General features: G+C 46.7%; 18 protein-coding genes and 2 pseudogenes. 18 read left to right on the top strand and 2 right to left on the bottom strand.

Going from position 1 to position 20730, the window contains the following annotated elements:
- Positions 1-33: 33 nt before the first annotated feature.
- The 18 genes and pseudogenes from AB432_RS31525 to AB432_RS16035 form a co-directional block, all read left to right on the top strand.
- A pseudogene (locus AB432_RS31525) lies at positions 34-201 on the top strand (AMP-binding protein); the annotation flags it as partial.
- A 32-nt stretch (positions 202-233) separates the two neighbouring features.
- Positions 234-347 carry a hypothetical protein gene (locus tag AB432_RS31520; protein ID WP_419178486.1) on the top strand — a complete coding sequence of 38 codons (114 nt, stop codon included), beginning with the start codon at positions 234-236 and terminating at the stop codon, positions 345-347.
- A gap of 29 nt (positions 348-376) precedes the next feature.
- A pseudogene (locus tag AB432_RS31420) lies at positions 377-3045 on the top strand (AMP-binding protein); the annotation flags it as partial.
- 132 nt (positions 3046-3177) lie between these two features.
- A complete protein-coding gene (locus tag AB432_RS31415; RefSeq protein WP_327378040.1) occupies positions 3178-5628 on the top strand; it encodes a non-ribosomal peptide synthetase in 2451 nt (816 codons plus the stop codon).
- Positions 5629-6200: 572 nt separating this feature from the next.
- Positions 6201-6659 (top strand): ribosomal maturation YjgA family protein, encoded by a 459-nt coding sequence (locus tag AB432_RS16105; protein WP_053079590.1) that lies wholly within the window; start codon positions 6201-6203, stop codon positions 6657-6659.
- Between the two features lie 55 nt (positions 6660-6714).
- Positions 6715-7326, top strand: a complete 612-nt coding sequence (locus AB432_RS16100; RefSeq protein ID WP_048033144.1) for a DUF4304 domain-containing protein — start codon at positions 6715-6717, stop codon at positions 7324-7326.
- A gap of 108 nt (positions 7327-7434) precedes the next feature.
- Positions 7435-7905 (top strand): hypothetical protein, encoded by a 471-nt coding sequence (locus tag AB432_RS16095; RefSeq protein ID WP_048033143.1) that lies wholly within the window; start codon positions 7435-7437, stop codon positions 7903-7905.
- Positions 7906-8258: 353 nt separating this feature from the next.
- Complete coding sequence (locus AB432_RS16090; RefSeq protein ID WP_048033142.1) at positions 8259-8516, top strand: autorepressor SdpR family transcription factor; 258 nt, start codon at positions 8259-8261, stop codon at positions 8514-8516.
- A gap of 306 nt (positions 8517-8822) precedes the next feature.
- A complete protein-coding gene (locus AB432_RS16080; RefSeq protein ID WP_048033141.1) occupies positions 8823-9584 on the top strand; it encodes a CPBP family glutamic-type intramembrane protease in 762 nt (253 codons plus the stop codon).
- Positions 9585-9593: 9 nt separating this feature from the next.
- Positions 9594-9911: a heavy metal-binding domain-containing protein gene (locus AB432_RS16075; protein WP_007729137.1), complete on the top strand. Its 318-nt coding sequence runs from the start codon at positions 9594-9596 to the stop codon at positions 9909-9911.
- A 27-nt stretch (positions 9912-9938) separates the two neighbouring features.
- The gene (locus tag AB432_RS16070) at positions 9939-10139 is read left to right on the top strand and encodes a hypothetical protein (protein ID WP_235617483.1); all 201 of its coding nucleotides are present in this window, start codon (positions 9939-9941) and stop codon (positions 10137-10139) included.
- Between the two features lie 209 nt (positions 10140-10348).
- On the top strand, positions 10349-11023 hold the full coding sequence (locus tag AB432_RS16065) for a response regulator transcription factor (protein ID WP_048033139.1): 675 nt from the start codon (positions 10349-10351) through the stop codon (positions 11021-11023).
- Positions 11020-12840, top strand: a complete 1821-nt coding sequence (locus AB432_RS16060) for a sensor histidine kinase (protein ID WP_048033138.1) — start codon at positions 11020-11022, stop codon at positions 12838-12840. The genes AB432_RS16065 and AB432_RS16060 overlap by 4 nt, the downstream gene beginning before the upstream one ends.
- A 113-nt stretch (positions 12841-12953) precedes the next feature.
- Entirely contained in the window at positions 12954-13640 is a 687-nt protein-coding gene (locus AB432_RS16055; RefSeq protein WP_048033137.1) for a GDSL-type esterase/lipase family protein, read from the top strand.
- Positions 13641-13661: 21 nt separating this feature from the next.
- Complete coding sequence (locus tag AB432_RS16050; protein ID WP_048033136.1) at positions 13662-15068, top strand: MBOAT family O-acyltransferase; 1407 nt, start codon at positions 13662-13664, stop codon at positions 15066-15068.
- A 15-nt stretch (positions 15069-15083) separates the two neighbouring features.
- The gene (locus AB432_RS16045; protein WP_048033135.1) at positions 15084-16223 is read left to right on the top strand and encodes a DHHW family protein; all 1140 of its coding nucleotides are present in this window, start codon (positions 15084-15086) and stop codon (positions 16221-16223) included.
- A 5-nt stretch (positions 16224-16228) separates the two neighbouring features.
- Complete coding sequence (locus tag AB432_RS16040) at positions 16229-16702, top strand: DUF4358 domain-containing protein (RefSeq protein WP_048033134.1); 474 nt, start codon at positions 16229-16231, stop codon at positions 16700-16702.
- Between the two features lie 659 nt (positions 16703-17361).
- Positions 17362-19317 (top strand): GTP-binding protein, encoded by a 1956-nt coding sequence (locus tag AB432_RS16035; protein ID WP_048033133.1) that lies wholly within the window; start codon positions 17362-17364, stop codon positions 19315-19317.
- A 79-nt stretch (positions 19318-19396) separates the two neighbouring features.
- On the opposite strand, the gene AB432_RS16030 is transcribed toward AB432_RS16035, so the two are convergent.
- Together AB432_RS16030 and AB432_RS16025 are read right to left on the bottom strand one after the other, a co-directional pair.
- The gene (locus AB432_RS16030) at positions 19397-20029 is read right to left on the bottom strand and encodes a Crp/Fnr family transcriptional regulator (protein ID WP_048033132.1); all 633 of its coding nucleotides are present in this window, start codon (positions 20027-20029) and stop codon (positions 19397-19399) included.
- 26 nt (positions 20030-20055) lie between these two features.
- A complete protein-coding gene (locus AB432_RS16025; protein ID WP_048035848.1) occupies positions 20056-20703 on the bottom strand; it encodes a Crp/Fnr family transcriptional regulator in 648 nt (215 codons plus the stop codon).
- Between the last annotated feature and the right edge of the window lie 27 nt (positions 20704-20730).

Below are 20730 nucleotides of genomic sequence, written 5' to 3'. Positions count from 1 at the left end.
ACAGCCGAAGAATCCCCATTACACGAACCTGCATTGCCTTGTTTGCCGAACAAGGCACAGCGGGTACCGCGATGCCAGGCGGCTGTAATTCTGCAAGAGCAGCAACTCACATATCGTGAGCTTGATAAGCGTTCCAATCAAGTAGCCCGTTATTTGCAGGCACAGGGAGTAGGGCGAGAGGATCGAGTAGCGGTCCTAGCGAGCCGTCAGGTTGGAACCATTGTGAAATCTGTTTGGGTGTCCTCAAGGCAGGAGCGGCATATGTTCCCGTTGATCCTGCGTATCCAGAAGAGCGCAGAAGCTATCTCCTGGAAAACAAGCGATTGCAACCTGTTGTTGCAGCCTGACTGTACGAACGGGAAGGTTTTGGCCAGCTATGCAACAGATGGAACTGAAGGATAACCACAATCCTGACGATGTGGCGTATGTCATCTATACGTCTGGCAGTACGGGCAGACCAAAAGGAGTGGTTATTACCCATGGAGCCTGCGCCAATACCATTCAGGACATCAACCGAAAATACGAGTGAATGAGACGGATCGGATTATTGGCCTGTCCTCCATGTGCTTCGATTTATCTGTCTATGACATCTTTGGAGCGCTGGGAGCAGGGGCGGCTTTGGTCATGATTCAAGATCAGCGTGACGTATTGGAGGTGCGTCAGGCGATAGAAGAACACGGGATTACGATCTGGAACTCCGTACCTGCGATCATGGAGATGCTGCTGGATAATGTCGACTCCTCCTTTGTCCAGGAACAAGTGAAGGTGGTACTGCTCAGCGGAGACTGGATCGCTCTGCATCTTCCGCAGAAAATCAAGCGCCACTTTACTCAAGCGCAGGTCATCAGCTTGGGAGGAGCAACCGAGGCCTCCATCTGGTCGATTTATTACCCGATCCCGGAAGCCCTGCCAGCAGGTATGCGCTCCATTCCCTATGGGATACCGCTCGCCAATCAGCAGTTCTATGTGTTAAATCAGCAATTGCAGCATTGTCCTATCGGTGTGCAAGGAGAACTTTACATCGGGGGTATTGGTCTTGCCAAGGAATATCTGCATGATGAGGAGAAGACAAGCGCAGCCTTCATTTTCCATCCTGAATTGGGCAGACTCTATCGGACTGGCGACTATGGGGCGTTCCATCCCGAGGGCTTCATCGAGTTTTTGGGACGAAAAGATCATCAGGTCAAAATCCGCGGCTATCGCATCGAGTTGGGAGAGATCGAGGGAAGGCTCTTGGCCCATGATTTCGTCCGTCAAGCTGTCGTAGTCGATCAGACAGACCATCGTGGCAAGAAATACTTGTGTGCCTATTACAGCGGTGAAGAGGAAGAAGTGACAGCAGAGGAGTTGCGCATCTATCTCTTGCGCGAACTGCCAGAATACATGGTGCCAGCGTACTTCATTGAGCTGGATGTAATCCCACTGACACCCAATGGGAAAGTGGATCGCAAGGCGTTGCCACAGCCAGATACGAAACAAGAGATAGAATCAAGGTATGTCGCACCAAGCAACGCTTATGAAGAAAAACTGTCCCAGATTTGGGCCGAGGTATTAGGGCTTGAGCGTGTCGGCGTAGAGGATCACTTCTTTGAGCTGGGTGGCAACTCCATCCTTATGGTCCAAATCCGGACACGAATCAGCAAAGAGATGGGGTTAGAGATCAATCTGCGCGACTTCTTGAGTCACCAGACGATTTCCAAGTTGACTCGGCTACTGACGGAGTCCGCTTCGACGAGCACCATTCATTATCCCGAGATAACGGCAGATACTGCAGGCTTGTATGAACCATTCCCGCTCACAGATGTACAGATGGCCTACCTCATGGGAAGACACGATCATTTTGAAATGGGAGGAGTCTCGACCCACGTCTATCTGGAGATGGAAACCAAATTGGATATGCAGAGATTCACACAAGCTTTACAGAAAGTCATTGCTCGCCATCCAATGCTGCGCGCCGTTATTTTACCGAGTGGCGAACAACAGATCCTGCGTGATGTGCCAGCATATCAGATCTCAATTACGGATTTGACACATCTGGACAAGGACGCACAGCAACAATGGATTGAGACAGAGCGGGAACGAATGTCTCATTATATCTTCCCGACTGACCAGTGGCCGCTTTTTGAATATAAGGCATATAAGCTCTCGGCCGATACCCATTATCTGTTTATCGGGTATGACATGCTAATCACCGATGGAGCTAGCTTCCAATTCATTCATAGAGAATTGCTTGAACTGTACCACCATCCAGAACGACAACTACCGGACATCGGGATTACATTCCGAGATTATATGCTCGCCTATCAGGCGTTCAAAGAGTCTCCTACCTATCAGGACGATAAGCAGTATTGGCTTAACAAACTAGAAGATTTTCCAAGCGCTCCGGCCCTTCCGATGAGAACAAGTCCTGAGCTGATCATAAGCCCACGTTTCAAACGGGTAACGATGCAAGTGCAAAAAGAAAAATACGAACAATTGAAGCGCAAAGCGCGAGAGCATTCGATCACACCAACTACAGTACTGTGCACAGCATTCGCCAAGGTGTTGGCATTTTGGAGCAACCAGTCCCACCTTGCTTTGAACTGCACCATTTTCAATCGATATCCGTTCCATGAAGATGTGATGCACTTAATTGGAGATTTTACCTCTGTCATGCTGCTGGATTTGTCGCTTTCTCGGGGAGCCTCCTTCTGGGAGCAGGCCAAGGCTGTGCAGGATGTGTTGATGGAAGCGCTGGAGAGAAGACACTACGATGGTATCCAATTCATTCGCGATCTCGCCAGGTATCATGGACTGGAAGGGAACCGGGCTGTCATGCCGATCGTCTTTACCAGCATGCTGCTTGATACAGGTTATGCCGGACAACCCGAACAAGAGCAGATGGGAGAGCTAAAAATGGCCGTATCCCAAACCTCTCAGGTCTTCATTGATTATCAGGTGCTAGAGGCAGATGGGGGCCTAACCATTGCGTGGGATTACGTGGAGGAGCTTTTTGAGGACAGCATGATCTCCGCCATGTTTGCAGAGTACTTTGTCCTGCTTGATCGGGTCTTGGAAGGGGAAGACTTCTATGCGCTTAGTGGAAAGGCGGAAGATCAGCGATTCATTGCTGCCTATAATGACACGGATGAAGCGATTCCCTACACGACGCTCCACGCCCTGTTTGTTGAGCAAGCGATGCGCGTACCCGAAGCAATAGCCGTTATTTTCCAAGATCAAGCCATCAGCTACAGGGAACTGAATGAGCGTTCCAATCAGGTAGCCCATTATTTACATGAGCAAGGGATTTCGCGAAATGATCGGGTTGCTTTACTGGCTAACCGCAAAATTGAGACAATTGTTAATCTGCTGGGGATTGTAAAAGCAGGGGCCGCCTATGTGCCAATTGATCCGGAGTATCCGGAAGAGAGGGTAAACTATATTCTCGATCACAGCCAATGCAGGGGGATTCACAGCCAATGCAGGGGGATGCTTCTCCCTGAGTTGTACGAGAAAGAAGGAATAGCAGCGTATTGCACAAAAGAACTAGAAGAAAATCACAGTCCGGATGATGTGGCCTATGTGATCTATACCTCGGGAAGTACGGGCAGGCCAAAAGGGGTGGTCATTACCCATGGTGCCGCAGCCAATACGATCCAAGACATCAATCGCAAGTTTACCGTCAATGAGAATGATCGAATCATCGGACTCTCCTCCATGTGCTTCGACCTGTCCGTCTACGATATTTTTGGAGCCCTAGCAGCCGGAGCGACGCTAGTCATGGTAGCAGATCAACGCGATTTGGCTGAGGTACGCCGTACGGTAGAGGAGAAGAGTATTACCATCTGGAACTCGGTACCTGCGATCATGGATTTGTTGATGGAAGAGATTCTTGGCAGTAATGATGAGGAACAGGAGTTGAAAAAACAGCACACCAGCTCGACTCCGCACAGAAAAAACAGTTCGTTGCGGCTCGCCCTGTTAAGCGGTGACTGGATTTCTGTGAAACTGCCAGAAAAAATCAACAAGCATTTCCTCGATGCGGATGTAATCAGTCTGGGTGGAGCTACAGAAGCGTCAATCTGGTCCATCTATTATCCAGTAGACGCACTGGCGAAAACCAACACCTCTATCCCTTATGGCATGCCGCTTGCAAACCAAAAGTTTTACGTACTGAACGAGCAGCTCGGCTATTGTCCGCTCGGGGTACAGGGCGAACTTTATATTGGAGGCATCGGTCTCGCGAAGGAATACTTGCAGGATAAGGTGAAGACTGAGGAAGCTTTTATACTGCATCCGCAGTTGGGCAGACTCTATCGGACTGGGGATTATGGGATTTTGCATGCAGAAGGTTTCATTGAGTTTCTAGGAAGAAAAGATGCACAGGTGAAGATTCGCGGCTATCGGGTAGAGCTTGGGGAAATTGAGAACCAGCTATTCCAGCTTCCTCCGGTAAAGGAAGCCGTTGTACTGGACCAAGTAGACAGCAAAGGGAAGAAATATCTTTGCGGCTACATCGTTTCCGAGCAATCAATCGATGTCGTGCAGATCAAGACAAAGCTTGGTGAGGTTCTACCCAGCTACATGGTGCCGCTGCATTTTATGCAATTAGATGTAATGCCGCTTTCACCAAATGGAAAGATAAACCGCAAAGCAATGCCAAGACCAGACGTAGAATCCTGGATTACAACTGTCTACATCGAACCAGAGAGTGAGCTGGAAAAACAGCTTGCCACGATCTGGAGCGATTTACTGGGAATTGAACAAATTGGCGTAAACGACCACCTCTTTACGCTAGGAGCCGATTCCATGAGTATTATTAAATTCGCTGCCCGACTATCGCGTGAGCTTTTCTTCCAGATGCCGATTCATCAAGTCTTCCAAACTCCTACCATTCGTGAGATTGCTCAATTCATTGCGAATCAGAATACATCCGAGCCAGATTATTCCACAGAACGGATGCTGCTTTCTACCTCAGCTCACGGGGAGAAGATCATCTTCTGCTTCCCGCCTGTGGTGGCACTGGGCGTAGTCTATCATCGACTGGCGGAAATATTGGATAACTATTCGTTCTATAGTTTTAATTTCATCGAATCAGAGAATCGGATGGAAGCCTATCTTAGTCTGATCAAACAAATTCAACCTCAAGGACCGTATACATTCCTTGGTATTTCAGCGGGGGGCAATCTGGCTTTTGAAATCACAAAGCTTCTGGAGAAACAAGGAGAACGCGTGGCGGATTTGATATTGCTAGACTCGTTCTATATTCAGGAGATAAATGATGAGCGACTCACGCCAGAAGAAAGCCACAAATATGCACAGGAAACGGTTGAATACATGCTCCAATCCTACCCGCAGTTGCAAGGGGAAGGTGAGTACTTCAAGGAACAGGTTGGGAAGAAAATCGAAAGCTACTACTCGTATCTCGACAATCTTAAAAATGAGGGACAGGTGGCTGCCAATCTGTATATGATCAAGTCACCGTCCACTCAAAGCACGCATGAGTATGTACGGGGCGATATCAATCTGTGGGGTTCATCCACAACAGGCACATATGCAGCGTTTGACGGATATGGTGATCATGAAAAAATGCTCGATACAGGTTTTGTTGAGCAAAACGCTACGCTGATCAACAATATTTTGAAGTAAGGGATTCAAAATGGGGTAGCGCGCGTGTAGGCTTGCGCTACCCCGATATCCATACGGGAACAACGCCAGAAGAATGGGATTATGAAACAGTCGGGAGGCATTGCCTCATGACAAAGGGTGTTGATATGAACAGTCCTTTGATACTGAAGGAATAAATTATGATGCCGGTAAATGCTTACGGACTCGACTGAATGACATAGTTATCTTAGAAGGGAGCAACAAGGAATCTTTTGAAGAATATTGAGCGAGTATTGATAACTGGCAACCTCGTGTATTTGGATAGTCGGGTTAATTTCTCATTACTTGAGAAAATAATCGAATTTCATATTTTGGAGAAGCCAGGCTGTTCAACTTTTTGGCGGAAATAGCTCAACATCATAAAACAGATCACTTGATAGGCATCGATACTATTCAGTGATCTGTTTTTATATGTTTCTCTATTCCTAGCTTTACAACGCAAAGTGTCTCAATCTAGTTGTTCACTGAAAATAATGTTTTAGACTCAAAAATAAAGTGATAGACTGTGAAAAATAGATTAGATTTAGACTAAACACAGGGAAGATTGATGGTGTATGCACAAAGCCGAATGGAAGTACTACCGGACGATACCTATGCGCATACGCAACGAGCGCTCGGCGTGTCGATGGAGAGACAGGGCCGCCTATTTCGTAGCCGTTTTTGTTGTCATGGCTTTGGGCTTAGGGTCCAGAACATACGCCGATGTGTTGCCTGTCTTTGTAGCGGAGCATTTTGGCGATGCATTATGGGCGTGCATGATCTACTATGGTTTTCGCACTTGTTATGCTCATAAAAAGATTTCTTTTTCTTTGTGGTGCAGCTTCGCGTTCTGCTTTGCGATCGAGGCTAGCCAATTGTATCAGGCCGATTGGATCAATCATCTCCGGGAGACAACTCTTGGGGCCTTGGTATTAGGAAAAGGCTTTTTGACGGCGGACCTTGTACGGTACACGGCGGGAGCTGTCGTTGCTGCCCTGCTCGACCTCGCTTGGTCTTGGCGTAAGCGCTCGTGATTTTTGACACATATTTGAAATGAAAATCTAACATAAACGACTAGGAGGGATCAGGTTGCAGCAGCTCTTTACCAATATGATTAAACAGGACGTAAAGCCGTTCCTTTCCAATCACGGCTTCGGAAAGAAGAGTTTGAATTTCACTAAGAGAACAGAAAACAACCTCATCTACATGTTCAACTTTCAAAAATCTGCTGGCAATTCAGCGGATCATGTAATGTTTTATGTGAATTGCGGAATTTATGCAGCGGAGTTGGCACAAATACAATCGAGAGAGATTCTAACAGCACCTCAAGAAGCGGAGTGTCACTTCAGAGCAAGAATTGGGGAAATCGTTGAGTCTGTTCCAGATCGATTTACCATCACTCGTGATACGAATATGGAAGATGTAAGAAAAACGCTGCTAAATGGTTTAGAAGAGGTTATTCATTTCTATGAAACGATGACCAGCGCCAGATCTATTGTTGATTATTACACCACTGGTCCATTTTTACATCTGAGCGAAGAGAGCTTTCATTTGCTCTTACAGTCCAATGATGTAGTAGCGGCTAAACATTATTGGAAGGCTTTGCAGGAAAAGTACGGAACAGAAAAGCGATGGACCATATTCGAGAATAAATACACGGCCATCTTCAATAAATACGGAGTGGAATTTGATAAGCGATAAATCAGCACAGAAAGGTCTAACCTAAACCAATTTTTGGTAAAATAGGCGAACGAATAGGCGGAAAATTCATAACGTAAAGTGTAGCAAAGCCAATGGAGGAGGGAATTTATGTACGGGTGGTATCCACATGAGGGTTATTATCCAATTTCGGCGGGAGAAGGCAGACCATACAACGATTATGAATTACTGCGACACATTGCCAGATTAGAGCGACGTCTGGCGGAAGTACAAGAAGCCTTGTCAGCATGTATGAAAAAGAATGACGCATTAAAAAAGGATTTAGAAGTTGTTAGACAGCAAAGCCCAATGCAAACGCAAAACGATCAAACCTATCAACAGGCAGCAGTAGATAAAGTAAATGTCAAATGTATTGCAGCGACAGGGACATCAGTAACCTTTGAAATATCAGGAAGAAGATTAACGTTTGATAGCGATTATTATGGGAAATATGTAGGCGAGTATACTCCTGGAAAAGTATACGTAGCCATGGCGGATTATGGAGCGGGGCAAATCTATCTAACCATTAAGGATGATAATGAAATTTGGCATACATTTAGATATTCACGTATCCAATCGTAATTGATAAGTTGTGCTCATGTGTCGAGTGATACAAACAAGGATACTGACTGCGCGTTGTAAGAAAATATTTATGTCACTCGACATTATACATACTTCGGAAAGTACCTGTAAGCAAATATTCAGCCCAAATCAAGTCATTTAGAATAGGCGACGGCTGCATATGTTCGATTTCATTGACGAATTACGTTCTTTGTGTAAATTATTGGAGGAATTTTTCATTTATGGTAGAATCAATATATAGATGGACGATCCAGTGGTGTCTTACGAGCCTGGCACAAGGTATTTCTCAACCTAAGATTTAGATAAATTCCTAAATATCTAAAAGTGCTGAATGAAAGTAGGATCGATTGATTATGTCAATAAATTACGCATTTAAGGCACTCTCTGATCCCACCAGAAGAAAGATTCTTGAGCTGTTGAGGGAGAAAGATATGACGGCTGGAGAAATAGCCGACCATTTTCAAATGACAAAGCCCAGCATCTCCCATCACCTCAGTTTGTTGAAACAGGCACAAATGGTTTACGACGAACGAAAAGGGCAAAACATCTACTACTCACTTAATACGACCGTTTTTCAAGACTTATTAAAATGGGTTCTCCAATTCCATTAGAAAGTGAGGTAAGTACTCGCAACGGCGATTAGCAAATTTAGCTCTCTCGGCACATTGCCGGTGGAGCCTCGCTGGTATTCAATATCGTGATCTTCACGATTCCACAATTTCTCGGAAAATTTTTGGATATGGTATCTCCAGGTGGTTTGTCAAATGCGGTGATGTTGATTCAAGAAAACGCAACTCTGTCGCAAGCATTCATCACAGGTTTACCGGGCCTCGCAGGGCCTTTACACTCAACATCGTGTTTTCTTTAAGGGCTGGTACTTTTTTGAACGATCAGAAATCTAAAGAGGAGGCGTAGAAATGGAACATTTTTGGCTGATCTGGTTGGTTAGTGTACTCTGCGCTTTATGCACTATACCTATTCAATCCAACATGATTCGCCAACATGTACAGTTACAAGCCGCCATCTACCCTAATAAAAAAGTCCCGCCTATTTCCGTCATGGTTGCGATTATGATCATTCAGAGTTGTGTATTTCTGACTGTGGCGATTGCTATAGGCTTATGGCTCATGCCTTCTACTGGTCTTCGACTCTGGATTCTCGATCACTGGGTGTCCGGAGCAGGGCTGCCGTTTTCCATCAGGTCGTTCTGGGCGGTTTCTATTGGTTCAGGTATCGCCGTAGGCCTCTTGGTAAAATGGGTGGATCGTTCTTTCTTTCAACAACACATGACCACCATAATGGGTAAAGAACCGATTTCATCACGATTTTTCGGCTTTCTCTCGTCTTTTTACGGAGGAGTTTGCGAAGAAGTACTCATGCGTCTAGGGGTTATGACTGTTGTCGTATTTTTGGCACAGAAGATTGGATGGATGGGAATTTCCTATTGGCTGGGTATCTGTATCGCTGCTATTGTTTTCGCTGCATCCCATCTCCCAACCAATTACATGACGTACGGAAAAGGCAACGTGGTCACTGTATGGACGTTGTTGCTAAACGGTATCTTGGGCATCTTGTTTGGCTTCCTATATTGGCGATATGGTTTGGAAGCTGCGATTATTAGTCATTTTAGCGCTGACATCGTGCTACATGTGATCTTCAAAAATAAAAGCAGAAAGTAGGAGAAGCAAATGATCGTCGTAACAACAGAAAACATTCCAGGATATCGTGTCGTTGAAGTAAAAGGAACGACTTTCGGCTTGATCGTTCGAGCACGCGGAATTGGGGGAGACATCATGGCAGGTCTTCGTTCAGTAGTTGGCGGAGAAATCAAGGAATACACGGTGCTCTTGGAGGACGCGCGCAAACAGGCGCTTGACCGCATGATTAAAAACGCAACTGCCATGGGAGCTAACGCTGTAGTAATGTGTCGTTACGACTCTGGAAATATGGGAAATATGGGGGAAGTTGTCGCATACGGTACAGCAGTTGTCGTTGAAAAGGTGTAATGAATGATTTATGTCCTTTATTACATTGTGTTTCAGATCTTACTTTTCATCACTTTGCTAATCATTTCCAAAATCAAGGACAAGCGACTGCACGCAGACCACGGAGAAATCGTTCCGCCCGGATTTGTGTCGACGAATGAAGTGATGATCGACCCGGTAACTCAGGAAAAGCGTCGTGTATACTTCAATCCGAAGACCGGGGATCGCTATTACAAAATTGAAAAATAAGATGGATAGTAAAAACGAGCCAAATCTTGCTAGATGACAAGATTTGGCTTTTGTTGTGCGTCCGGCATGGGCGATAGCTCGCACGGTCTGGAAACTTGCCTGATTAGAAAATGGGGTCCTCTACGACCTGCCATATTGTGACGACTCCAAAGTCATGATAACATTCTAAAAAATATCTTCAGAGAGATAGAGGACGAGAGGTCATTAGCATGACGAAAACGATACTGATTGTGGAAGACCAGCAGGTTTTGCGAGAGATTATGAAAGAATACTTGATGGACGAAGGATACGAAGTACTGGAAGCGGGGGACGGAACTCAGGCGCTGACGTTATTTCAGGAGCATGAAGTGCATTTGATCATTCTGGACGTTATGCTGCCGGAATTGGACGGGTGGTCAGTATGCAGACGTATTCGCAAAGTTTCCAACGTCCCGATTCTGATGTTAACAGCTCGTTCGGATGAGGATGATACGTTGCTTGGGTTCGAGCTCGGGGCGGACGATTATGTAGTGAAACCGTGCAGTCCTCCCATCCTGCTGGCACGCTCCAAACGCTTGCTGGAAAATCGGCAAATGCACGAACCCGCGGATATGTTGTCTGGCGGCGGGATCACGATTCACCTGCCGTCCCGAACCGTTTCGATTGAGGGAAAAAACTATAGCTTGACGCACACGGAATTCGAAATTTTGGCCTACTTGATGAAAAACAAAGGCATCATCCTCACCAGAGAACAGCTCATTACAAAAATCTGGGGTTACGACTTTGACGGCGAGGATCGTACGCTCAGCAGCCATATTCGCAATTTGCGTTCCAAGCTGGGAGAGTATGCGAAGCATGTCGTCACTGTTGTTCGTTCCGGTTATAAATTCGAGGACCGGCCATGAGAAAAAGCATTGTACGCAAGCTGTTTCTGCTCACGACGAGTTTATGCCTGTTTGTGATCGGGAGCATTTTTATCGGACAAACCGTATTTTTCGAGCAGTTTTATGTGCATCAAAAGGTAGAGAAGGTGAAGGAAGCCCTTCAATTCTATCGGCAAAACGAGTTGATTCATGCCGGGGCTTCCCAGGATGAAGTCAGGAAGGAACAGGAGTTTTATCAAAAGACGAGTGCCTGGTTTGCTCGATTGGATGAAAGAGGCCATCTGAAATACACGGACGATTTCCAGATGGAGGTCCGTCTGGATAACTCAGACGAAAACACAGCTCTTTCTGGCAAGTCAATTGTCGTTCCATTGTACACGGTCATGGATGTGGAGGATGTAAGCACCGATACCCCCTTCTTGGATACCTTTGTGAAAGTGGGGAAACAGATTGCCATGGAAGGGATCATGATCGATAATCAATTTTATCCGCAACGGATCGGGAGGAGTGTCTCCAATCTCAGAGAGGAAGATCAACTAGAGAATCAGCAACTCGTCAAAAAAGAGTATGAGGTCGTCCCGCGATTCAAGAATCCCACCGAATACCATGAGCGTTATCCCAGCGTTTTGGTGCGCGGAACCATCACACAGGTCCAGACACCGCAAGGCGCGGATGTATCCCGCTATACGAACCGGTTATTTCTTGAACGAGTGAAAGCTTTTCAAGCGGATCTTCTATATGGAGATGAAGTGGTGCAAACAAGCACCATAACGGAATACAAAGTGAACGATATGGAATACAAAATATTCGTAGAGCGCGTGACCGATCAAACAGGGAATCCCGTCTATCTGTTCGCCATGACATCGCTACAGCCCGTAAACGAAGCAACGGGGGTTATGCGAAGTTATTATGGCTACATCATTGCGGGTACCTTGCTGCTCGTTCTGCTCGCCTCCTTCTATTACTCCCGTAGAATAGCAGCTCCTTTGCTCCGCATGGACGACATGACGCAAAAAATGGCCAAGCTGGACTTCTCTGAAAAAATTCCGATCAAGACAGAGGATGAGATCGGCAGCCTGTCACGGAATATTAATCGGCTTTCGGATATGCTGCATGCCCATATTGTCCGTCTGGAGCAGGATATTGAGAAAGAAAAGCGACTAGAGCAAACGCGCAAGGAATTTATTGCTGGCGTGTCCCATGAGCTGAAAACTCCGCTCAGCATCATGGAAAGCTGCCTATACATTTTGAAGGATAAGGCGGACAGCCCGAAGCGAGACTACTATTTTGCTGCGATGGAAGATGAAGTGAAGAAGATGAACCTGCTGGTTGCGGATATGCTGGAATTGGCAAAATATGAATCTGGTACGTATAGAATGCAGATGGATTCGTTCCGGATTGATGTGCTACTGGAGCAAATCTGCGTAAAGTTGGCACCTGACATTGCCAGCAAGCAGTTGCAGTTGCACCACTGTTTAGCCCCAGTCGAGGTCATCGCCAATCAGCATCGAATCGAGCAGGTGATCGTGAATTTCCTGACAAATGCCATACGGTATACGCCTGACCACGAGGATATTGTCATCTCGACGATTGAAGAAGGGGATACCGTCAAGATTTGCATCGAAAACAAAGGCGTCCATATTCCGGCCGAGCAGTTGGAGAAGATATGGGATCGTTTCTACCGCGGCGAGCATTCCCGCAACCGTTCGACCGGAGGAACCGGATTGGGCCTGGCAATCTCCAAGCAGATTCTAGAACTGCATGGAACGTTTTATGGGGCAATGAATACGGACGAAGGCGTCTTGTTCTATTTTGAATTGAAGAAAAAGAAAGTGTAGAACCTCGGTTCTGCACTTTTTTTATTGCATTTCTATCCAATCTGCACACGATCTGCATCTGATCTTGATCTTTGACGATTACTCTTTACCTTGTCCAAGAAGAAAGGGGAAAGATGAACGTGCAAAGGAAAATGATGAGTATTACACTGTTCGCAATGGTCGCCTTATCCGTTGCGGCATGCGGCACCAATGGACAACCACCCGCTTCCGAGATTACCAGGCAAGCCGGGGAGATCTCCAATCCGGAGCAAACCTCATATGCATCACAGTATCAAACAAGCGTTTTTCTCGGAGATTCGATTACGGAGGGATTGTCTTACCATGATGTGCTGAAAGAGGAGAGCGTGCTCGCAGGTGCAGGGAAAACGGCTGAATTCGCACTGGAAGATGTGGACGAATTAGTCAAGCGAAAACCCGAGCATATTTTTATCCAGTTGGGTTCCGACGATATTTTATGGCCGACCGACCATCCCAAGGAATATTCGTTATCACATTACACCCAATTGATCGATCGCATCAAAGAAAGGCTTCCAGAGGCGTCGATCACGATATTATCCGTTACCCCGGTTACGGCAGAGGCAGAAAAAGCGGAGCCCCGCTATCAAAATATCGGCGACTACAATAAGGGACTGAAGGAGCTGGCAAGTAAGGTACAAGTCGGATACATCGATGTGTCGTCAATTGTGGCCAATCATCCTGAAATGTACGATGCGGACGGCATTCATTTCCAAGCCAAGTTTTATCCGATTCTGCTCGATTACGTAAAAGATGAGCTGGATCGCAAGAAGAGCGCAAAATAACGCCGCGGGAGGAAACGAACGTTGGTATTCAGCAGTCTGATTTTCCTGTTTCAATTTTTGCCCGCCGTACTGCTCGTTTATTATGTGTCGCCAAATAAGCTGAGAAATGCTGTTCTGTTCGCAGCGAGCCTCATCTTTTATGCATGGGGCGAACCGGTATATATCATCATCATGATTTTTACAACGGTATTTGATTATATCAACGGGCTCGTGATCGACAAGTACAGTCACCGCAAGCCGATTGCCAGAGCAGTGTTGTTCGGTTCCATCTGTGGCAGTCTGGCGATTCTCGGTTTCTTCAAATATGCCGGGTTTGTTGTTTCGAATGTAAATGATCTATTCGGTCTGCATATACAGGTGGCTGATCTGCCACTACCCGTCGGTATTTCCTTTTATACATTCCAAACGATGTCCTATGTAGTGGATGTATACCTAGGAAAAGTGCCGGCACAACGAAATATTGTCGCTTTCGGTACTTACGTCACGATGTTCCCCCAACTGGTCGCAGGTCCGATCGTCAAATATGGAGATATCGCGGAGCAACTGGTCTCTCGTAAAGTAACGCTGGAGCGGTTCGGGGAAGGAGCGGAATGGTTCATTCGGGGATTGGCCAAAAAAGTGCTACTAGCCAACAATATCGGACTGCTATGGACCAACGTGAAGTCGACGCCGATGGAGGACTTGACTGTCCTTTCCGCATGGCTCGGCATCCTGGCGTTTACGTTTCAAATCTATTTCGATTTCAGCGGGTATTCGGATATGGCACGTGGACTCGGAAAAATGTTCGGTTTCGAATTCCCAGAAAACTTCAAGTATCCGTATATTTCACGAAGCGTTACGGAATTTTGGCGCAGATGGCATATTTCCCTCGGTTCCTGGTTTCGGGAGTATGTCTATATTCCGCTCGGCGGTAACCGAATGGGCTTGGGCAAGCAGTTCCGTAACCTCTTGATCGTATGGTTCTTAACCGGTCTGTGGCATGGGGCGAGCTGGAACTTTATCGTATGGGGCTTATATTTCGGCTGTTTCGTTGTGTTGGAGAAGCTGTTTTTGCTGAAATGGCTGAAGCATTGGCCGAGCTGGGCAGGACATCTCTACACGCTGCTGATTGTCGTTGTCGGGTGGGTCTTTTTTGAATTCGAACATTTGCCTTCCGCGTGGATGTTCATCGGTGCGATGTTTGGTTTCGGGGCGCACGAATGGGTTGATCGCCAGGCGCTCTACGACCTGACGACGTATGGGGGATTGCTCGTTCTGTTGGCCTTGTGCGCGACACCGCTGCCAGGGAAAGTATTGGAGCAAATGAAAGCGCGATGGAATTCGGTAGGAATGATAGCTGCTCTGGCATTTTCTATCATTAGCTTGGTTTTGTCGTCAGCTTATTTGGTCTTTGAGGATTACAATCCATTCTTATATTTTCGGTTTTGAGGGGAGGTAGCTGTCTTGACTAGATGTGACAAATGGACGCGAGCCGTGACGGGCTTGTTATTCTTGCTGTTTATCCTCATGATGGCCGTTTCGAACATACTGACCCCTGATCAGGCATTCTCGGAATCAGAAAACAGGGTGCTCGAGAGGAGGCCGCCTTTTTCACTGCGATCACTGCTGGCGGGGAAGTTCACTTCTGATTACGAGACCTATATCACCGATCAATTTGCTTTCCGGGACGTGTGGATCGGGCTAAAAACGGATGCGGATCGAGTTATGGGCAAAAAGGACAGCAACGGTGTTTATCTGGGAAAGGATGGGTACCTGATTCAATATTTCTCATCGCCGCTGGACACCGAGGTGAATGACAGGGCTCAGGCCATCCATTCGATTCACCAGACAACGCCTGACCTTCGCAAGTATATCATGCTGGTGCCGACCCCCGGCGCGTTGCTTCGGGATAAACTGCCCGCCTACGCACCAATGGGGGACGAGTATGCTGCGCTCAATCGAGTTCGGCAATTGCTGCAACCTGATATTCGCTTCGTTGATGTCTATCCCGCGCTGTATGCCGCACGCGAAGAAGCCATTTTTTATAAAACGGATCATCATTGGACGAGCAAAGGCGCTTATTATGCTTACCGGGCGTTGTGCAAGCAGATGGGGATTGTTCCAAAAGACGAAGCAGCGTTCAACATCCGGCAGGTAACGGATGCATTCTATGGATCGCTCTATTCGAAGAGCGGCTTCCGTCATCTGCAGCCTGATCGTATCGATCTTTATTTGCCGAAAGAGGAAAGGAAAAAGAAGGTGGAGTATGTGGACGAAGGTCGTACCGCAGATTCCATGTACCAGATGGACAATTTGGACAAAAAGGATAAGTATGCAGTATTCCTGAACGGCAACCATGCACGGGTCCGAATCACAACCGACCATTCGGAAGGGAAGAAGCTGCTGATCGTGAAAGATTCGTACGCCAATAGCCTGATTCCCTTTTTGGCCGAACACTTCGCAGAGATTGATGTCGTTGACCTTCGATATTATGAGGGGTCCGTAACAAAGCTCATACAAGATCGGCAGTTTCATGAGATGTTATTCCTTTACAACGTCAAAACGTTTTTTGAAGACACCTCTATTCTAAACATCATGGAGTGAATGCAATGAAGCGATTTTTGTCAGTGCTGCTTATGTTTGCTATCGGAATGGGAATGTTGGCCGGATGCTCCAGTGAAGGCGGAACTTCCGAAGAACTTTCGGCTGCAAAAGTGGGAGAAAGAATTCAACAAACGGTAAGTTTTCAGGATATGAAACAAAGGGATCTGGAGAAACTGCAAAAGTTGTATCAGATCGAGGCAGAAAAGGTGGAGAATTTCATCCTGTATACGGCTTCATCCAATGTGAAAGCGGATGAACTGGCTGTTATCAAAGTCAAAGATGCGAGCGACACCGATAATGTAAAAGAGAAAATACAACAACGGATCGAGGCACAAACAATCAAATTTAAAGACTATCGCCCAGAGGAGTATTTTCTCATCGAAAAGCATGTTTTGAAGACGAAAGGCCAGTTTGTTTTATTCGCGGTGTCAAAAGAGGTGGATCAAATAGAATCTGTGTTTGACGAAGCTCTGAAGTAAAAACACGAAGAGATTGTATTCAAAAAGGAAAAGCAACTCTTAACGATAAAAGGACCTATCTTGATTCTTACAAGGTGGGTCCTTCTTCTGCGGATTGGAAGCCCTTGATAATCCAGTAGCAGCTTTTTTTAGCAGTGATGTGACACAAATAAAAAGACACTCCTTGTATAATTAAGAGTGTCCATGAATTCCAATGATCGCTCTATTTAGAGGATGGTCACATTACTGGCGGGTGGCTAGGGCAACAATAACCGCAGCCATCTTCCCAGCAACACGGGAAACAACGTCTAGCACGTGATTGATATTGCCCAGATGATTCATATGGTTGATAGTGCACCAATTGACCTTTTACTTTCTTGAATTTCTTAGAAGCAGATTTCTTCTTTTTCATCAGATACTTCCTCCTTTATAACGATCTAAAATAACTTATTAACAAAATTTACCTTTTGACTGGACGAGAGCTTGCAAGTGTCAAAAATGGACGCAGTTCAGTGATTTTGTAATCGGGTATCGATGTACTAGCGCGAAGAATGTTGACATTCAATCCAACAGAGGTGAATGCACCCAGGGTTCAACCTGGCAAGCCTATTCTTCTTCTGCATTTTTATGTTTTAATGAGAAAAGAAATGGCAGTCGAGTAGCTCTGGAAGAGGGATAACATGAAGCGTCTAACGATCGGCTTGTTTGCCCATGTGGATGCGGGCAAAACTACTTTCGCCGAACAGTTGCTATACCATACGAACAGTATCCGGTCGCGGGGCCGGGTGGATCATCAAGATGCCTTTTTGGACAGCCACGATATCGAGAGGAAAAGAGGCATTACCGTGTTCGCCGATCAGGCGGTTATGAACGATAAGGGCGACGTTTATTATTTGATCGATACGCCTGGACACGTCGATTTTTCTTCCGAGATGGAGCGGGCGATCGGGGTAATGGATTACGCTATCGTGATTGTCAGTGCGGTAGAAGGTGTTCAGGGTCATACCGAGACAGTCTGGCAGTTGTTGCGCAAACATCGGATACCGACATTTTTCTTCATCAATAAAACAGATCGGATAGGCGCGGATGTCAACAGGACGGAAGAGGAGATACGCAGTCAGTTGACAAGGGATGTCTGTTCCGTCAAGGACAACTTCGCCAATGGTATCGTCGGTGAGGAGCTGCGGGAGATGATGACGGAGCGGAACGAGTCACTGCTTGAAGCGTTCATAGAGGAAAGAGTCGATCAAGCTTTTTGGCTGGGTGCCTTGCAGGAGATGATACGAGATGGGAGTCTTTTCCCCTGTGCCAGCGGCTCGGCATTGCAGGATGATGGCGTGGTAGAGTTCCTGAATCAACTGTCCTTGTTGACGACTGCGACTTATGACGAGACGGCTCCGTTCGGGGGGCGCATTTATAAAATTCGACACGCAGCAAACGGGTTGAGGCTAACGTTCGTCAAAGCGCTGAGCGGCAAGCTGAAGGTACGGGAGCTGCTTAGCTATGAGAGCGGTGGACTTCGATACGAAGAGAAGATTACACAAATCTTAATGGTTAATGGTAGGAAATCACACTCCGTTGAACAAGTAGCTGCCGGCGATTTGTTCGCGGTCGTCGGCTTGTCCGAGGCCGAAGCTGGACAAGGAGTGGGGCTCTACTCAGACAAGTTTGCTTATGAGACAGAGCCGACACTACAGTCGAAAGTACAGTTTGACAGTTCGCTTCACGTGCAGCAAGTGCTCGGTGCGTTTCGCATTTTGAATGCGGAGGACCCGTCTCTGAATGTGGTTTGGGAAGAGAGTTTGCAAGAGATTCACATTCGCGTCATGGGTCTGATCCAGTTAGAAGTGCTGGAGCAGGTTGTGAAGGAACGCTTTGGTTTCGTTGTCTCTTTCGGCCAACCGGAAATCTTGTATAAAGAAACGATACAGTCTGCTGTGACAGGATATGGACACTTCGAGCCGCTCAGGCATTACGCGGAAGTGCACCTCCTGCTTGAACCGGGAGAGCGAGGCAGCGGAATCCACTTCACTAGCCTATGTCATCCAGATGAACTGAGTTTTAACTACCAGAATCTGGTTCGTTCTCATCTCTACGAACGGGAGCATCATGGGCTATTGACAGGCATGCCGGTCACCGACATGAAAATTACGCTCTTAAGAGGCCGTGCGCATAACGAACATACGCATGGGGGCGACTTTCGTGAGGCCACCTTCCGCGCGCTGCGGCAGGGGCTGGAGAAAGCGGAGAACATGCTGTTAGAACCCTATTATGACTTCAAAATAAAGGTGGGAATGAACGAGATGGGGAGGGTTCTTTCGGATATTCAACGCGCCTCAGGTTCGTTCGAGCCACCGCAGATGTCTGATACGCATACGGTCATTACGGGAAGAGTACCCGTAGCAACATTCATGAATTACAGCACCGAATTCGCTTCTTTCACGCATGGTCGAGGCAGCATTCGCTGTGTATTTGGCGGATACGACCGCTGCCATAACGCGGAGGAAGTGATTGAAAGGAAAAGCTATGAAAAGGATGCAGATCCGGTTTATACATCCTCCTCGATCTTTTGCGCCAAGGGTGCTGGCTACTCGGTGACGTGGGACGAGGCAGAAGCCAAGATGCATCTACTCTAAGCAGAACCGAACAGTGCTGTATCAAGATTTAGCAAAGGTTATTTTCAATGTAGAGGGGCGAGCCGGATTAGGCTTCGCCCTATTTACAGTGGATGCGAGAATAGATCCCACGTAATCCCTCTATATCCACAACTCGAATGGCACTACGCTCAGATAAGTCAATCAAGCCTTGCTGTCGCCATTTCTGCAAAGTCTTGTTCACCGTAATGCGCGACGTATCAATATAGCGTGCAAAAGACTTCTGGTCGATAGGGATATGATCATTTCCGTACACAGCTATCAGTTTGAGCAAATAATTAGCCATCGCAGGCTCAATCGGACTGTCAGTGAACGCGATGATTTCAGCAAGGAGACGGAGCTTATAGATTTGTGAATTGGTGAAGATCACTGCTGACTGTGGATGGTCTTGGCATACGCGCGATAAGTCCTCGTCGGAGAAAAAGTAAATGACGGAAGGAGAAGTCGTTATGGCTGATGTCAGGTATGAGCCGTTATAGGCGCCGTGCTCCCCGAACAACCCACCCGTGGGGATGTAATCGATAGACCGCTCATGCCCGTTTTCAGATAAGAGAGTGATCTTTACGCTCCCTTTATCTAGATAATAAAATCCATTTCCCACATCGCCTTGATGGTAGATCGGTGTATGTTTTCCCATTTCGATCTTCTTGCCATACATGAGATACGGGGTCCACTGATAGCGGAGACAGGCCATTGTGACCACCTTTCACATTGATAGGCTTATACTGTGCGAGCAGTGTGTGCCGTAAGCTGTGGAGGCTTCAGCATATCCGGACGTTTGACGACAAAGGATCGGTTTTTAATTTCAATGATGCCATGTTCCTTCCATACCTTCAGGATCTTGTAGACAGTGATACGGGTGAGACCAGCACATTCAGCAAGCTCCTGTTGAGTAAGGGGGACCTCGTGGTTTTTAAAGTCTTCGCAGATGTTCAGCAGGAGACGAGCGATTTGCTCTTCTGAAGTCAGTGCCTTCATGTTGATGGCGGTTAGAAGAATCCGCATTTTTTGATTGATTGTTTGGGTGAAAAGAGACAAGAGTTCAGGGCGTGCCTTCAGCATTTCGAGGAATGGCAAACAGGAGAAATGGTAGACGACTGCATTCTTTACAGCAATAGCCGTGGTGAAATGAGGTTGTTGATCCATCGCTTGAAGTCCCATGATTTGACCAGGGACTACGATGTTCACCAGGCGATCTTTCCCCTTGAAGGTAGAGGTCACAATCTTGACCAAACCCTTATGAAGATAATAAAAACCTTCTCCCATCATCCCTTGCTTATAGATAGCTGTTTTTCCTTTCACAAATTGACGGGTGCCGTATTCTAAAAGGGTTTCCCATTTCAAATCAGTTTCAAAAGGGGATACCATCATCACAGCTCCTTTCCTCATCCATGA

It is taken from the genome of Brevibacillus brevis (genome assembly GCF_001039275.2).
Lineage (GTDB): Bacteria > Bacillota > Bacilli > Brevibacillales > Brevibacillaceae > Brevibacillus > Brevibacillus brevis_C.
Note: the sequence above shows the minus strand (reverse complement) of the source record. Positions and strands in the feature narration are given on the sequence as shown.

Bases quoted from the DNA above. Each gene is read 5' to 3' on its own strand.
- AB432_RS31415 (WP_327378040.1), top strand. From the start codon at position 3,178: ATGCGCGTACCCGAAGCAATAGCCGTTATTTTCCAAGATCAAGCCATC.
- AB432_RS16105 (WP_053079590.1), top strand. From the start codon at position 6,201: ATGCACAAAGCCGAATGGAAGTACTACCGGACGATACCTATGCGCATA.
- AB432_RS16095 (WP_048033143.1), top strand. From the start codon at position 7,435: ATGTACGGGTGGTATCCACATGAGGGTTATTATCCAATTTCGGCGGGA.
- AB432_RS16090 (WP_048033142.1), top strand. From the start codon at position 8,259: ATGTCAATAAATTACGCATTTAAGGCACTCTCTGATCCCACCAGAAGA.
- AB432_RS16080 (WP_048033141.1), top strand. From the start codon at position 8,823: ATGGAACATTTTTGGCTGATCTGGTTGGTTAGTGTACTCTGCGCTTTA.
- AB432_RS16075 (WP_007729137.1), top strand. From the start codon at position 9,594: ATGATCGTCGTAACAACAGAAAACATTCCAGGATATCGTGTCGTTGAA.
- AB432_RS16065 (WP_048033139.1), top strand. From the start codon at position 10,349: ATGACGAAAACGATACTGATTGTGGAAGACCAGCAGGTTTTGCGAGAG.
- AB432_RS16060 (WP_048033138.1), top strand. From the start codon at position 11,020: ATGAGAAAAAGCATTGTACGCAAGCTGTTTCTGCTCACGACGAGTTTA.
- AB432_RS16055 (WP_048033137.1), top strand. From the start codon at position 12,954: ATGAACGTGCAAAGGAAAATGATGAGTATTACACTGTTCGCAATGGTC.
- AB432_RS16040 (WP_048033134.1), top strand. From the start codon at position 16,229: ATGAAGCGATTTTTGTCAGTGCTGCTTATGTTTGCTATCGGAATGGGA.
- AB432_RS16035 (WP_048033133.1), top strand. From the start codon at position 17,362: ATGAAGCGTCTAACGATCGGCTTGTTTGCCCATGTGGATGCGGGCAAA.
- AB432_RS16030 (WP_048033132.1), bottom strand. From the start codon at position 20,029: ATGGCCTGTCTCCGCTATCAGTGGACCCCGTATCTCATGTATGGCAAG.
- AB432_RS16025 (WP_048035848.1), bottom strand. From the start codon at position 20,703: ATGGTATCCCCTTTTGAAACTGATTTGAAATGGGAAACCCTTTTAGAA.